12 protein-coding genes and 1 tRNA gene are annotated in these 15,461 nt (G+C 64.8%); 7 read left to right on the top strand and 6 right to left on the bottom strand.

The window, feature by feature from the left end:
- Positions 1-85: 85 nt before the first annotated feature.
- A complete protein-coding gene (locus RBH19_RS08000; RefSeq protein WP_306728307.1) occupies positions 86-1,732 on the top strand; it encodes a BCCT family transporter in 1,647 nt (548 codons plus the stop codon).
- Positions 1,733-1,932: 200 nt separating this feature from the next.
- Entirely contained in the window at positions 1,933-3,966 is a 2,034-nt protein-coding gene (locus RBH19_RS07995) for a UvrD-helicase domain-containing protein (protein ID WP_306728306.1), read from the top strand.
- 202 nt (positions 3,967-4,168) lie between these two features.
- Here RBH19_RS07995 and RBH19_RS07990 read toward each other — a convergent pair whose 3' ends face one another.
- Positions 4,169-4,702, bottom strand: coding sequence for a c-type cytochrome (locus tag RBH19_RS07990; protein WP_306728305.1), 534 nt, complete (start codon positions 4,700-4,702; stop codon positions 4,169-4,171).
- Between the two features lie 229 nt (positions 4,703-4,931).
- On the opposite strand from RBH19_RS07990, the gene RBH19_RS07985 reads away from it, so the two are divergent.
- Positions 4,932-5,008, top strand: a tRNA-Arg gene (locus tag RBH19_RS07985).
- 676 nt (positions 5,009-5,684) lie between these two features.
- Positions 5,685-5,834, top strand: a complete 150-nt coding sequence (locus RBH19_RS07980; protein ID WP_306728304.1) for a hypothetical protein — start codon at positions 5,685-5,687, stop codon at positions 5,832-5,834.
- A 2-nt stretch (positions 5,835-5,836) separates the two neighbouring features.
- On the opposite strand, the gene RBH19_RS07975 is transcribed toward RBH19_RS07980, so the two are convergent.
- Together RBH19_RS07975 and RBH19_RS07970 are read right to left on the bottom strand one after the other, a co-directional pair.
- Complete coding sequence (locus RBH19_RS07975) at positions 5,837-6,454, bottom strand: thiol:disulfide interchange protein DsbA/DsbL (RefSeq protein ID WP_306728303.1); 618 nt, start codon at positions 6,452-6,454, stop codon at positions 5,837-5,839.
- A 231-nt stretch (positions 6,455-6,685) separates the two neighbouring features.
- Positions 6,686-7,303, bottom strand: a complete 618-nt coding sequence (locus tag RBH19_RS07970) for a c-type cytochrome (RefSeq protein WP_306728302.1) — start codon at positions 7,301-7,303, stop codon at positions 6,686-6,688.
- Between the two features lie 131 nt (positions 7,304-7,434).
- Here RBH19_RS07970 and yihA point away from each other — a divergent pair, with 131 nt between their 5' ends.
- A complete protein-coding gene (gene yihA, locus RBH19_RS07965; protein WP_306728301.1) occupies positions 7,435-8,052 on the top strand; it encodes a ribosome biogenesis GTP-binding protein YihA/YsxC in 618 nt (205 codons plus the stop codon).
- A 3-nt stretch (positions 8,053-8,055) separates the two neighbouring features.
- Here the strand turns inward: yihA and RBH19_RS07960 are convergent, their stop codons facing one another.
- Positions 8,056-8,748, bottom strand: a complete 693-nt coding sequence (locus tag RBH19_RS07960) for a hypothetical protein (RefSeq protein WP_306728300.1) — start codon at positions 8,746-8,748, stop codon at positions 8,056-8,058.
- Between the two features lie 194 nt (positions 8,749-8,942).
- Here RBH19_RS07960 and lptM point away from each other — a divergent pair, with 194 nt between their 5' ends.
- Both lptM and polA read left to right on the top strand, forming a co-directional pair.
- Positions 8,943-9,095, top strand: a complete 153-nt coding sequence (gene lptM, locus RBH19_RS07955; RefSeq protein ID WP_306728299.1) for an LPS translocon maturation chaperone LptM — start codon at positions 8,943-8,945, stop codon at positions 9,093-9,095.
- Entirely contained in the window at positions 9,092-11,797 is a 2,706-nt protein-coding gene (gene polA, locus RBH19_RS07950) for a DNA polymerase I (protein ID WP_306728298.1), read from the top strand. The genes lptM and polA overlap by 4 nt, the downstream gene beginning before the upstream one ends.
- A 1,004-nt stretch (positions 11,798-12,801) precedes the next feature.
- On the opposite strand, the gene ntrC is transcribed toward polA, so the two are convergent.
- Positions 12,802-14,178, bottom strand: coding sequence for a nitrogen regulation protein NR(I) (gene ntrC, locus RBH19_RS07945; protein ID WP_306728297.1), 1,377 nt, complete (start codon positions 14,176-14,178; stop codon positions 12,802-12,804).
- The gene (gene glnL / locus RBH19_RS07940; RefSeq protein ID WP_306728296.1) at positions 14,175-15,260 is read right to left on the bottom strand and encodes a nitrogen regulation protein NR(II); all 1,086 of its coding nucleotides are present in this window, start codon (positions 15,258-15,260) and stop codon (positions 14,175-14,177) included. Before glnL ends, ntrC begins: the two co-directional genes overlap by 4 nt.
- Between the last annotated feature and the right edge of the window lie 201 nt (positions 15,261-15,461).

Below are 15,461 nucleotides of genomic sequence, written 5' to 3'. Positions count from 1 at the left end.
GCCCGGCGCAAGGCCCTATGCTGATAGATCTGTCTGGCGCACCGTCGCCAGAAAACACACTCGATCAAGAGGGGCCCTTGGAGCGATGCTGAAACGTCTGGAGCAGCGACTGAAACTGAAGATGATTCCGGCGGTGTTCTACACTTCGGCGGCGCTGGCGATTGTCTTCGTGGCCATTGCCGCCCCCTTCAATGAGCCCGTGGCCGCCTTCTTTGCCGATGTCACCGGCTGGATCTCCACCTACCTCGGCTGGTTCTACATTCTCAGCGTGACCGGGCTGCTGGCCTTTCTTATCTGGGTGGCCATGAGCCGCTACGGCACCATTCGCCTGGGTGGCGACGATGCCCGCCCCGAGTACAGCACCCTGGCCTGGTTCACCATGCTGTTCGCGGCCGGCATTGGCACCATCCTCATGTTCTGGGGCGTTGCCGAACCCATGACCCGCCTGGCCAACCCGCCTCTGGCGGAGATCGAGCCGGGCAGCCAGGAAGCGGCCCGTCTGGCCATGAGCATTTCCCTGTACCACTTCGGCCTGCACACCTGGACCATCTTTACCCTGCCGGCCCTGGCCATTGGCTATTTCAGCTACCGCCACGGCCTGCCCATGCGCATCAGCAGCATCTTCTATCCCGTCTTTGGCGAACGGGTACACGGCCCCATCGGCTGGACCATCGACATCATCGCCCTGCTCGGCACCCTGTTCGGCGTGGCAGTGTCGGTGAGCCTGGGCACCCTGCAGCTCAACAGCGGCCTTAACTACCTGGTGGGCCTGCCCACCACCCATCTTTCGGAAACCCTCATCATTGCCGTGGTCACCGGCCTGGCGGTGATTTCCGTGGCCCTGGGCCTGGACCGCGGCATCCGCCGCCTGTCCCAGTTCAACATTGCCATTGCGGTGCTGCTGCTGGTCTTCATCTGGGTGGTGGGCCCCACCCTGTTCATCACCAAGGGGCTGGTGGAGAACGTGGGCAACTACCTCAGCGATCTGCCCTGGCTGGCCTTCTGGACGGAAACCTTCCAGGAAACGGACTGGCAGCGCGGCGCCACGGTGTTCTACTGGGCCTGGACCATTTCCTGGGCCCCCTATGTGGGCATCTTCATCGCCCGCATTTCCCGCGGCCGCACCATCCGACAGTTCGTGCTCGGCGCTCTGGGCGCGCCCACCCTGTTCACGGTGCTGTGGTTCTCCACCTTCGGCCTGGCCGCCCTCAACCTGGAGTTTGAGCGGGGCGTGGCCCTGGCCAGTCAGGTTCAGGAGGATGTGCCCGTGGCCCTGTTCTCCTTCCTGGAACAGTACCCCCTGGCCACCCTGAGCTCGCTGGCCAGCGTGGTGATCATCATCATCTTCCTGACCACCTCGGCGGACTCAGCCGCCCTGGTGGTGGATCTGCTCTCGCGCCGGGATGACCAGCCCAGCCAGACCCATCAGCGGGTGTTCTGGACCATCCTGCTAGGCGGTGTGGCCGCCACCCTGTTGCTGGGGGGTGGTCTGGATGCCCTGCAGAACGTAATCATCACCCTGGGCCTGCCCTTTTGTGCCCTGCTGGTGTTCATGGCCGTTTCCCTGAGCCGGGCTCTGCACGCGGACTACCTCGGCTACAGCCTCAAGGATCTGGCCGGTGGACGGGCACCGGACATGAACATCATGGGCGAGGCACCCAGTGGCGAGGACAAGGGCACCGAGCCCTTCATGGAAGATCGGCGGGAGCAGGAGGAGAAGCCCCGGGAGTAAACGGGGAAGGGTGGTTTGGCGGGGTTCTGGGCGTTTGAGGTCTGGAGCTCATCAAATGTCGATTACGACTACGACTACGACTACGATTACGACAACGAGCACGGGGGCTTTTGGGGTCTGAGGGTTTGGGTGGGGAATCAGAGGGTCGCGGAAATTTCAAGCCTCCCGCCGGCACTGGCAGGTGCGTAGAATGCGGATCCATGTCCGCCATTGACCAGCAGCTCAGGCATCTCAACCCGGAACAGCGTGCCGCCGTCACGGCCATCGACGGGCCGGTGCTGGTGCTGGCCGGCGCCGGCAGCGGCAAGACCCGGGTGATCACCCACAAGATCGCCTGGTTGCTGGACGAATGCCAGATCCCGCCGGAGCGGGTGGCCGCGGTGACCTTCACCAACAAGGCCGCACGCGAGATGAAGGAGCGGGTCGGCCGCCTGATTCCCGCCGAGCGGGCCAAGCGCCTGATCGTTTCCACCTTCCACACCCTGGGCCTGCGCATCCTGCGCGAGGACTACAAGCTGCTGGGCCTGAAGCGCAATTTCAGCATCTTCGACGCCGAGGACAGCCGCAATCTGATCCGGGAACTGCTCAAGGGCGACAACCGCGACGCCCAGGACGTGATCGACGTGGTGCAATGGCGCATCTCCGGCTGGAAATCGGCCCGGGTGGGGGCCGAACAGGCCGTGGGCCTGGCCGAGAACAATCAGGAAGTGATGGCCGCGCGCATCTACGGCCAGTACGAGCGTCATCTGCTGGCCTACAACGCGGTGGATTTCGATGACCTGATCGCCAAGCCGGTCATGCTGTTCGAGGACGAACCGGAGGCCAGGGAACGCTGGCAGAACCGCTTCCGCTACCTGCTGGTGGACGAATACCAGGACACCAATGGCGCCCAGTACGAGCTGCTGCGCCAGCTCACCGGCGTGCGGGCAGCCTTCACGGTGGTGGGCGATGACGACCAGAGCATCTACGCCTGGCGCGGCGCCCAACCGGAAAACCTGGCCAATCTCAAGAACGACTTCCCGAATCTGAAGGTGGTCAAGCTGGAGCAGAACTTCCGCTCCACCAGCCGCATCCTGCGGGTGGCCAACACCCTGATCGCCAACAACCCCCACCTGTTCGACAAGCGCCTGTGGAGCCAGCGCGGCGAGGGTGACAACGTTCGCATCATCCCCTGCAAGGACGGTTTCGGCGAGGCCGAACAGGTGGTGGCGCGCATTCTGCAGCACAAGATGGAGAACGGCGGCAGCTGGGGTGATTACGCCATCCTCTATCGCGGCAACTTCCAGGCCAAGCCTTTCGAGAAGATGCTGCGCGAGCATCGCATTCCCTATCACATCTCGGGCGGGCAGAGCTTCTTCGACCGCGCCGAGGTGAAGGACCTGATCGCCTACCTGCGCCTGCTGGCCAACCCGGATGACGACAGCGCCTTTCTGCGCATCATCAATGTGCCCCGGCGCGAAGTGGGTGCCACCACGCTGGAGAAACTCGGGGGCTACGCCCGCGAACGCAATGTCAGCCTGTTCTCTGCCTGCCTGGAGTTCGGCCTGCACCATGTGCTGCCGGCGCGCACGGCCAGCCGCCTGGAAGAGTTCGCCGTGTGGATGGGCAAGCTGGGCGAGGAAGCCGAGCACAGTGACGAGCCGGTGGCGGTGGCCCGGCAGCTGGTGGAGGAAGTGGGCTATCTGGACTGGCTGGAAGAGACCGCCCGCGACCCCAAGGCCTTCGAGCGGCGGCGGGACAATATCGAGGAACTGTTCGGCTGGATGGGCAATATCGCCAAGCGCGCCGATGGCGACATCAGCCTGACGGGCATCCTCAATCACATGAGCCTGATGGACATGCTCGACCGCAGCGGCGACGATCCCGGCGACACCGTCGCGCTCATGACCCTGCACGCGGCCAAGGGCCTGGAGTTCAACCATGTCTACCTGGTGGGCATGGAAGAAGAACTGCTGCCCCACCGCAACAACCTGGAAGGGGAAGGCCTGGAGGAGGAGCGGCGGCTCTTCTACGTCGGCATCACCCGCGCCCAGATCACTCTCAGCCTGACCTACGCCAAGAAACGCCGCCGCTACGGCGAAGACCTGGACTGCACCCCGAGTCGCTTCCTGGAAGAACTGCCCGAAGACGACCTGCACTGGCTCGGCAAGACTGCCGAGGACCCCGAACAGCGCAAGGAAACCGGCAAGACCCACGTGGCCGGCCTGCGCAGCCTGCTGGCGCCCGAGACCTGAGCAATCATTACGCGGATGAATCCGCGCCTACAGCGGGCTCGGGAACTCGGCGTGCCAAACGATGGATTGTTATCGCGGATAAATCCGCTCCCACGTTGCCGATAGCGACCCCGTGTCACCGCCGACCCCCACCCCTGGCGATCAGCCAAAAAAAACCCCGGCACCGGGCCGGGGCTTCTGCACAACATCTCTTACGCTCAGATCAGTCGAGCTGTTCCAGCATGTAATCGAGGGCGGCGGCGACCTGCTCGTCGCTCAGGTTGGGGTTGCCGCCCCGCGCCGGCATGAAGCCGGCATCACCCTGGAAACCGTTGATGGAATGATCCAGCAGGGTCTCGTAACCCTTGTCCATGCGCGCGGCCCAGGCCGCATCATCACCGGTGCGCGGCGCGCCGGCAATACCCGGCCCGTGACAGGCGGTGCAGGCCTGATTGTAAACCTGCTGGCCATCCACTTCCCCGGCCTCGGCCACTTCTTCCTCGGCAGCGGCGGGGCGGGTCACTGCAGCCACGCGCACCTCACATTCCTCTTCCTGACCCTGCAGGCAGAGGCGGCCTTCCGGACGAATCCTCTCGGCCAGGCGCTCGGCGGCATCGGCGGTCTGGTGATGGCGATCGGCGATGGTGCGATTGGCCACGCTGTTGGAGATGGCAAAGATGACGATCGTGAACACGATCAGGAACGCCAGCACCAGCATGAAGGTGTCAAAAAATGTACGGTCTTCTTGCTCGGACACGGTCACAAACCCCTGCAGAGTCGACAGCCCACGCGGGCTGGTAATTGAGGCTTTCGGGGGGCCATTCGGCCGCCGCGGAAAAACGCAAGTATAAACCGAAGGCCCACCGGAAATACAGTCCACAGCCCCGCCGACCAGCCGCTGAGGGCGAGGGATTTCCGGGCCGGGCATGGACTCCACGCCCCCGGAAAGCTACACTACGCCGTTCCCCGGCCCCGAGCCGGACATAGCGCCCGTAGCTCAGCTGGATAGAGCGTTGGCCTCCGAAGCCAAAGGTCGCAGGTTCGAATCCTGCCGGGCGCGCCAGATTACTTATCGAAGCCCTCGCACCTGCGGGGGCTTTGTCGTTTCCGAGGTCGGGATTCGAACCTGCGACAATCGAAAAAGATAGGTTCGAATGGATCGTCGGGAACGATCCATCGCAGGGCCGATCAGGCCCTGTCCCCGGAGCGACAGCGGAGGGGATCGGGCCCACGGATGTGCCCGACAATCCTGCCGGGCGCGCCTCGAAGCCCCCCCCACCCGCGGGGGCTTCGTCGTTTCCGAAGTCGGATTTCCGAGTGAATCGTGAATCGTGAATCGTGAATCGTGAATCGGAGTGCGGCGTTAGAAAGCGGCCGGGTGTTCCTTGTGTTACGGCTCCGAAGGTGAGGTGTGAGGCGTGAGGGGTGAGGTGAAAGGCGGGGCGCCTACGGCGCCCAACGGCCGGCCGTCGGCCGGCCTAAACGCGCGCAGCGCGGAAGCCGAAGGCTTCGGGTTTTCACCTCACGCCTTACGCCTTACGCCTCACCTTCGGAGCCGGGAAACCGGCTGTGCCACAACCCACCCGCTAGTGGCTCCGACCAACCCTGATCGCGGCAGGAATGCCGCTCCCACAACCACACCACCCTCTAACGCCGCCTTCCGATTCACGATTCACTCCTCATACCCGCCATTGACTAGAATTTAAGCCAAGGCCCCAACCCGCCCACGGTAAAACCCAATGGACGCAAGCAGCATTCAGGGTGCCGGCAGTGACATCGAGCTCAAGCTGCCGCTGCAGGCCCGCACGGAAGTGATGCGTTCAGAAGATTCGGCCGGCGAGACCCCCTTGCCGGCCGAACACGGCCCGCTGCTCGACACCCGGGCCTGAGCTCAGTCCCGGTCCTGCTCGATCAGCCAGTTCCCCACCTCGACGATGCCCCGGGGGCCACCGGCACTGCTGGGGTCGGTCACGTACTGGCCATTGATCACCACCGAGGGCGTGGCACGGATGGCGAAGCGGCGGGCGAGGTTTTCTGCACGGCGCAGCTTGGCGTCCACCTGGAAGGAGTCGAAGGCGCGGTCGAATTCCTCCGCATCGGCCCCTTTTTCCACGAACAGTTCACGCAGGGCACGCTGGCTGTCGAGACGTTTTCCATCCACGTGAATGGCATCGAAGATGGCGTTGTGCACCTCATCCACCATGTCCAGGGCTTCGGCCACATAGTAGGCCTTGCCATGCACGCGCCAGCGGGGGTTGAGCACGGCGGGGACGCGCACGAAGGCGACATCGTCGGCCAGATCATTCTTCCAGCTCTCCACGGTGGGCAGGAAGGCATAGCAGGCGCCGCAGCCGTACCAGAAGAACTCCACCACCTCATGGGGCTGATCCGACAAACGCTGCCCGCGATCCACGGTGCGATATTCGTTGCCAGCCTGGAAGGACTGACTGATGGCAGTGCCGCTGAGGCAGAGAAGGGCCAGAAGAACGATCAGGCGTTGCTTGAACATGAATGACTCCACAGGCAAGGATCGGTTTGGTTGCGAATTGACGGTCCGGCAGACAAATGGAACGGTGCCGACACTGAATGGTTCCATATATTACGCTGCGCTGCCCCCCGGACGTCCAGTGTCAGGGTGCCAGGCGAACGCGAACAGGCATGGCCCGGACGGGGCCGACGCGCAAAAAAAAGCCCGTCTGCGCGAAGCAGACGGGCCCTTGAAGCCGAATCAGCGGCGGACTCAGTGCAGGCCCTGGATGTACTCGGCCACGGCACGAATTTCCTCGTCCGTCATGCGTGCGGCAATGTCACGCATCATGCTGGCGCGGTCGGTGGTGCGCTCACCGTCGCGATACTTCCTGAGCTGGGCAATGGTGTACTGGGCGTGCTGACCGCTGACCATCGGGTAGTTCGCCGTCGGGATACCTTCCCCGCGCGGACCGTGGCAGGCGATGCAGGCCGTGACGCCGCTGGACAGGTTGCCGCCGCGGTACAACTTCTTGCCGGCTTCCGCCAGCTCGGGGTCAGCGCTGCCGACACCCGGTGTCTGCATGGCATAGAAGACGGCGAGATCCTTCATGTCCTGCTCGTCCAGGGCCTGCACCTGGCCCATCATGACGGGATCGCTGCGGGTGCCGTCCTTGTAGGCCTTCAGCTGCTGGAAGGTGTAGCGGGCGTGCTGACCGGCCAGATTGGGCCACTCGGGGTTGGTGCTGTTGCCATCGGGGCCGTGGCAGGCGGCACAGGCCGTGCTCTTGCTTTCGCCGGCCTCGGCGTCACCGTCGAGAAGGGGATCAGCCGCCACGGGGGCAGCCAGCATGAAAGCGCAAGCACCGGCGAGAAGGTACAGTGTCCTCATCGTTCTAAAGGCTCCTGATTTCGCCCGGTCTTCGCCGGGCCAGCCAAACTGGGGATCGCAAAGTCGGGTATTGTACACAAAACTTTCCGCCCGGACTCCCCCGGGCGCCGGATCGAAAGCAGAATGCAACCATGAACCAGAGCCGTTCCAACCCGCTGAAATCGGCCGAGTTTCTCATCAGCGCCGCGCGGCCGGCACAGTTTCCGGCGGATGAGCTGCCGGAAGTGGCCTTTGCGGGCCGCTCCAATGCCGGCAAGTCCAGTGCCCTGAATCGCCTTACCGAGCAGAAGAATCTGGCGCGCATCAGCAAGACACCCGGCCGCACCCAGTTGATCAATTTCTTCCAGCTCACCGGCGGCCAACGGCTGGTGGATCTGCCCGGCTACGGCTACGCCAAGGTCCCGCCGGCGGTGAAGGAGAAATGGGCCAGGCTGATCGAGAGCTATCTGCAGAAGCGGGGCAATCTGGTGGGACTCATCCACATCATGGATGTGCGCCACCCCATGAAGCCCTTCGATGAGCAGATGCTGGAGTTCGCCAATGCCATCGACTGCCCGGTGCACATCCTGCTGACCAAGGCCGACAAGCTCAAGCGCGGTCAACAGGCGAAACAACGTCAGATCGTTCGCAATGCCATCGGCGAGAGCGCCAGCGTGCAGCTGTTCTCGGCCGAGAGCGGCCAGGGAACGGAAGAAGCGCGGGCGGTGGTGGCGGGCTGGCTGGGCCTTGGCGCGGCGAGCGCGGATTGAAGGCTACTGCCAGTCCCTGACCGCCCGCCTGGCGGTGTCGTTCAGGGGCCGGGCGGCCAGCCCGGTCTGCGTCACCACCACCTCGTATTCCGCACCGTGAACCATGGGCAGGTAGGTGGCACTGCCATAGAGGGCATCCACCCAGGGAATACGGTCGGGGTAGCGCCGGGCCAGCACCCAGGGATCCAGCGTCTGCTCTTCCGGATACAGCCCATAGACCGAGCGGGGCCCTTCCCGCTCCCGCTCGATGGAGCTGAAACGGCCGCTGACGCGCTCAATGCGGAACAGGCTGTCCATGCCCGCAACAATGGCCGGCCCACGCCAGCGCAGAATGCGCGCATCCAACTGCCACTCGTCACCCATCAGCTGGAGACTGGCCGCCTCGCCATCAGGCCAGGTGAGATGCGCGGTGTAGTGCTGCCTGTCCAATTGCTCGAAAGCGATGGTCACTGCCGCCTGCTCATGGGTGAGGCGATCGTAGGTCTGAAGCGCCAGACCCAGTGCGCCCAGCGTGGCGGCACCGCCACCCACCACCAGGGAACAGCAGACCTTGAAGCTGCCGCCCGCGAGCTTGCGGTGCCACAGGCCCTTGAGCCCGGACCAGAGCAGAAGGATCGCGGCCAGCCCAAGCAGCAGCCAGACGCCGAACAGAATCAGCACCGGGCCGGAGGGGGTGACGGGAATGAGGGTATCCATGATGCTAAAGATAGCAGGTGGGATGACTTCCCTCGTAGTCGTAATCGTAATCGTCGTCGTAATCGGCATTCGCCGTTCGGCCGCCCAAGGAAAATCCCGAGTACGATTACGACTACGAAGGGGCCGGGCGCGGCAAGCCTGCCCCCAAAACGCTATAATTCCGCCCCATTCGAAGCCATTCAGAGCCCGTCTCCATGCGCATCACCACCGCCCTCATTTTGACCCTTCTCCTGCTCCTGGCCGCCTGTGGGCAGCGGGGTGATCTCTATATTCCCGAGCGACAGGAAGGCCCGGCCGAAACGGACAGCGGGGAGCAGGAAAACAATGATGAGGAGCGCGAAGGATGAAGCAGCCGGATCTCGTTCTGGTGGACGGCTCGTCCTACCTCTATCGCGCCTTCCATGCCCTGCCGCCGCTGACCACCTCCGACGGGCGACCCACCGGGGCCGTCTACGGGGTGGGCAACATGCTGCGCCGTCTGCGCAAGGACTACGCGGACGCCCATGTGGCGGTGGTCTTTGACGCCCCGGGCAAGACCTTCCGGGATGAGTTGTTCGAGGACTACAAGGCCCATCGCCCGCCCATGCCGGATGACCTCAGGGCGCAGATCGATCCCCTGCTGACCATGGTCAAGGCCCTCGGCCTGCCGCTGATTCGCGAATCCGGCGTGGAGGCGGACGATGTCATCGGGACCCTGGCCCGCGAGGCGGCCGAGCGCGGGGAACAGGTGCTTATCTCCACCGGCGACAAGGACATGGCCCAGCTGGTCACCGAGCAGGTGACCCTGGTCAACACCATGACCGACAAGCACATGGACCCGGCCGGCGTGGAGGAGAAGTTCGGCATTCCACCGGAGCGCATCATCGATTACCTGGCCCTGGTGGGCGACAAGTCAGACAACATCCCCGGTGTGCCCAAGTGCGGGCCCAAGACGGCGGTGAAATGGCTGCAGGAATTCGGCGATCTGGATCAGATCATCGAGCGCGCCGATGAAATCAAGGGCAAGGTGGGCGAGAGCCTGCGCGAGCACATCGAGCAACTCAGACTGTCGCGCGAACTGGCCACCATTCGGGTCGATCTCACGTTGAATTTCGACGAATCCAGCCTGCGTATCGGCGAGCCGGATGTGGCGACCCTGCGGGAGCTGTACCGCAGCCATGAGTTCAACAGCTGGCTGCGTGAGCTGGATGAATCGGCCGCCGCATCCCCGGCGACCACTGTTGAGGACTCAGATGCGGACGCGCCGAACTACGAGATCATCCTGGAACAGAAACAGTTCGATGCCTGGCTGAGCCGGCTCAAGCAGGCCGATCTGATCGCCATCGACACCGAAACCACCAGCATCCACTACCGCCAGGCCGAACTGGTGGGTCTGAGCTTTGCCGTGGAAACCGGCCACGCCGCCTATCTGCCCCTGGCGCATGATTACGAGGACGCCCCCGGCCAGCTGGATCGCGACAGGGTGCTCGAACAGATCAGGCCACTGCTGGAAGACCCGGAAAAGGCCAAGGTGGGCCACCACATCAAGTACGACATGCATGTACTGGCCGCGGTGGGCATCCGCCTGCGGGGCGTGCAACACGACTCCATGCTGGCGTCCTACGTCCTCGACAGCACCGCCACCCGGCACGACATGGACTCGGTGTCGCAGAAGTACCTGGGCATCACCCCCATCAGCTATGAGTCGGTGGCCGGCAAGGGTGCGAAACAGAAGACCTTCAACCAGATCGAGCTGCAGACCGCCGGCCCCTATGCCGCCGAGGACGCGGACATTACCCTGCGCCTGCAGCAGGCGCTTTGGCCGCGACTGGAAGCGATCCCCAAGCTGGCGGCGGTCTACCGGGAGCTGGAAGTGCCCCTGATTCCGGTGCTGCAGGGCATGGAGGAGCGCGGCGTGATGGTGGACGCCGACAAGCTGCGCGAACAGAGCGCGGAGCTCAAGGACAGCATGGACGCCATCGAACGCAAGGCCCATGACGTGGCCGGACAGAGCTTCAACCTGGGTTCGCCCAAGCAGCTGCAGAAGATCCTGTTCGAGGACCTGGGTCTGCCGGTGGTGCGCAAGACACCCAAGGGCCAGCCGTCCACCGCCGAGGACGTGCTGGAGGAGCTGGCGGTCAGTCACGAGTTGCCGCATCTGATCCTGGAGCACCGTGGGCTGTCCAAGCTGCGCTCGACCTACACCGACAAGCTGCCGGAGATGATCGATCCCAGTTCCGGCCGGGTGCATACCTCCTATCATCAGGCGGTGGCGGCCACCGGGCGCCTGTCGTCCTCCGACCCGAACCTGCAGAACATCCCCATCCGGCGTCCGGAGGGCCGGCGCATCCGCAAGGCCTTCGTGGCTCCGTCGGGCTACCGCATCGTGGCGGCGGACTACAGCCAGATCGAGCTGCGCATCATGGCCCATCTGTCCGGCGACAAGGGCCTGCGCGAGGCCTTCGAGCGGGATCTGGACATTCATTCGGCCACCGCCACCGAAGTCTTTGGCGGAGAACCCGGTTCCGTGGATCCGGATCAACGCCGGGCGGCCAAGGCCATCAACTTCGGTCTCATCTACGGCATGTCGGCCTGGGGCCTGGCCCGTCAGCTGGGTATCGACCGCCAGAGTGCGCAGGAGTACGTGGACCGCTACTTCGAGCGCTACCCCGGAGTGAAGGACTACATGGACCGGACCCGGGAGCAGGCGCGGGAACAGGGCTATGTGGAAACCGTCTTCGGGCGCCGTCTCTATCTGCCGGAGATCAACTCGCGCAACGGTCAGCGCCGCCAGTACGCCGAGCGCACCGCCATCAATGCCCCCATGCAGGGGACGGCGGCCGACATCATCAAGCGCGCCATGCTGGATGTGGCCGACTGGCTGGCCCGGGACTGGCCGGATGTCTGGATGATCATGCAGGTGCACGACGAACTGGTCTTCGAGGTGCCCGAGAAACAGGTGAGCGACTTCCGCACACAGGTGGCCGAGCGCATGGCGGGCGCCGCCCGCCTGGACGTGCCCCTGAAGGTGGATGCCGAGGCCGGCATCGACTGGGAGGAGGCCCACTGAGCCTCGTCGGCCACCCTGGAATTTTTTTGAAAAAATTTATTGGTACGACTTGGAACTTTCTGTTTTTGGCCCCATCATACCCAGTGAGCGTCGCAAGGCGCTCACCCACTCCCCTCCCTGAGTGGGAAATGTCCGGTCACCCCAAGCCGGACATTGCCTGGCCCGGCGTTTTTCCCCCTTTTGACGCCGGGCCGCCTTTTGCCCCGGTCCCCCCAGACCGGGGCAATTTTTTAGGGGGTTCCGCTGGTCAGGCGGGACCGCTCGTTTCCGTCAAGCAGATCGACACTCGAAGCCCTCGACTTTTACTACCTTTGATGCCAGCTAAAATCGTCACGCTGCCCGGCGTCTGGCTGCCTGAGCGGCCTGCTCGCTTGCCCTTCCCTCGGGCCGTAGCGCTGCTACGCCCCTCAGTCCAGGGCTGCGCGAGCAGGCCGCTCAGACACCCAGCCACTCGGGCCCCCACCTGACCAGCGGAACATCGTTTTCGACAGGTTGATTCAGATGGGTGCGCTTCCGAGCGCTGACCGAAACCCGCGTGGGAGCGGATTTATCCGCGATGGCAATCTCCAAACTGGCACGCCGCTTTGTGATGACGAGTGAATCGTGAATCGGAAGGCGGCGGTAGAAAGTGGCTGGGCGCTCACCGCTTTGCGGCCTCGAAAGTGAGGTGCGAGGAGAGAGGAGTGAGGTGAAAGGCGGGGCGCCTGCGGCGCCCAACGGCCGGCCTTTGGCCGGCCTGATTCGCGCCTAGCGCGGAAGCCGAAGGCTTCGGGTTTTCACCTCACCCCTCACACCTCACCTTCGGAGCCGAAAAACTCGCGGTGCCACAACCCACCCGCTAACGGCTCCGACCACCCCGGATCGAGGCTGAAGCCTCTCCCACACCCCCGGCTCCGATCGACGCCGCCTTCCAATTCACGATTCACCATTCACGATTCACTCGTCATCACAAAACGACGTGCCAGGCGAGAAATCCGAGTCGCGGATAAAAGCCGCCCCACCCCTCACCGATCCCGCAATTTACGGGTGAGGGTGTTGCGGCCCCAGCCGAGGAGGCGGGCGGCGTCCTGGCGGTGGCCCTGGCTCTGGTCCAGGGCCCAGTCCATGAGGGTGCGCTCCAGCGCGGCCACGGCGTGGACAGCAATGTCGCCTTCCCCGCGCCCGGCCGCCGCATCGGCCCATTCCCGCAGCCGGGCGAGCCAGTCCCCGTCCTGACTGAAGGGGGCTTCCTCTTCGGGCAGGGCGCGGGCGTCCACCCGGCTTCCGGATGACATGACGGTGACGCGGCGGCACAGGTTCATCAGCTCACGCACATTGCCCGACCAGCGGCGCTGGCGCAGGGCTTTCAGGGCCCCGGCCGTGAATCGCCTGGGCGCGAGGCCCGTTTCCTCGGCGGCCCGGGCCAGCAGGTGTTCGGCCAGGCGGGGAATATCTTCCGTTCGCTCGCGCAGGGGCGGAATCTGGATTCGGATCACATTGAGACGATGGTAAAGGTCTTCGCGGAAGTGGCCTTCGGAGACCTGGCGGGCCAGATCCTGGTGGGTGGCGGCAAGGATGCGTACGTCGGCCTGCACCGGTTCATGGCCGCCAACCCGGTAGTACTCGCGCTCCGACAGCACGCGCAGGAGCCGGGTCTGGAGAGCCACCGGCATGTCGCCGATCTCGTCCAGAAACAGGGTGCCGCCGTGTGCCTGCTCGAAACGGCCGCTGCGCCGGGCCACGGCACCGGTGAAAGCGCCGCGCTCATGACCGAAGAGCTCCGACTCCAGCAGTTCCGGGGGAATGGCGGCGCTGTTCACGGCCACGAAGGGGCCGCCCGCGCGCGGACTGTTGTCGTGCAGGGCACGGGCCACCAGCTCCTTGCCCGTGCCGGACTCGCCGGTGATCAGCACGCTCATCTCGCTGCGCGACAGGCGCCCGATGGTGCGAAACACCGCCTGCATGGCCGGGGATTCACCCACCAGTCGTGGCCCGGCCGCACCGCTGCTCGCGTCCCCATCCCTGTCTGACACCGTCTGCGGCGCGGACAGGCCACGCTGGATCAGGGCAATGAACTCGTCGATATCAAAGGGCTTGGGCAGGTATTCGAATGCGCCCCGCTCATAAGCGCGCACGGCCATGTCGAGATCGGTCTGGGCCGTGATGATCAGCACCGGCAACCGCGGATGGCTCCCGGCCACCTCCTCCAGCAGCGTCAGCCCGTCGCCGTCCGGGAGGCGAACATCGGAGACCAGCATGGCGGGCTGCTCCTCGTGCAGGGCCTGGCGCACCCCGGCCAGATCGGCGAAGGCTCGCACCTCGTGGCCGGCCTCGGCCAGCGCCTGTTCCATGACCCAGCGCAGGGAGCGGTCATCCTCGATCAGCCAGATTGCCTGTGTCATGAGCCCGACTCCACGCTGCCGTCGATGGGGAGATGGATGGAGAACCGCGTCCGCCCCGGCCGGGAATCGCACTCGATCAGGCCCTGATGACGCGCCACCAGTTCATTGGCAATGGACAAGCCCAGACCCTCGCCACCGGGGCGGCCGGACACCAGGGGATAGAACAGGCTGTCCTGGAGGGCGGCAGGAATGCCCGGCCCATCGTCCTCGATTTCCACGCACAGGGCCGTGCGATGGCGGCGCCCGGCGAAGGTCACCTGTCGAACGGCGCGGGTGGCAAGACGGATGCGGCCCTGGCCAGCCAGTGCCTGAAGGGCATTGCGGGCGATGTTGAGAAACACCTGCACCAGCTGATCCGGGTCTGCCTGGCAGTCCGGGAGGCTGGGATCGTAATCGCGCTCGATGCGCACCGCCGCCGGGGCCTCGGCCAGCAACAGCTGGCGGACCCGCTCCAGGGGTTCATGAATGTTCACCGCCTGCCGACGCAGGGTATCCGGCCCCAGCAGGCGATCCACCAGGGCGCCAATGCGGTCGGCCTCGGCCAGGATGATGTCGGTGTGGGGCTTGAGGGCAGGATCCGGCAAACGCCGCGCCAGCAACTGGGCGGCACCGCGCATGCCACCGAGGGGATTGCGGATCTCGTGCGCCAGGCTGCGCACCAGCTGGCGGGCAGCATCGCGGCGGCCCTGTTGCAGGCTTTCATCAATGATGCGCCGCGGCCGGTCACGGGAAACCAGCTCCAGCATCAGGCTGCCCCCGCCCAGGGGCGTGAGCGTGGCATCCACCACCCGTTCTCCGCGGCCACCGGGCAGGGCCAGGCGATAGTCGCGCAAACTCAATCGCTCGCGCTCGCCCATTACCCGCTCGACGGCCGCCACCAGCTCGGCCGCGTCCCGGAACAGGGTTGCGGCCACAGGCGGTGCGCCGGCCAGGAGACTGATGCCAAGCAGATCTTCCGCGGCCGGGTTCAGCCAGGCCAGTCGCCCGCCTTCGTCGAACCACAGCACGGCCGTGGCCGCCGACTCCAACAGGGCACGGGCATCAGCGGAGGGAATGGCACCGGATTTGGTCATGTGCACCATTATAGTGCACTCCCGCCCCCCCCAAACGATCACCGCCCCGGCCCTCGTAGTCGTTGTCGTTATGCGTCTCATCCATGAGACTTACCCCTCCCGTTGGTCGGGGCCTCGCGCAGAGCGCGAGTTCAAATACGTTCCCTACGCATTTGTGTCGTAATCGGCTTTTCAACCAGCCAACTACGAGCACGAAGCCCGAAAAGGCCC

The sequence above is a fragment of the Natronospira bacteriovora genome, assembly GCF_030848495.1.
In the GTDB taxonomy this organism is placed as follows: Bacteria; Pseudomonadota; Gammaproteobacteria; order Natronospirales; family Natronospiraceae; genus Natronospira; species Natronospira bacteriovora.
The sequence above is the reverse complement of the archived record's forward strand: the minus strand, read 5'-3'. Positions and strand labels throughout refer to the sequence as shown.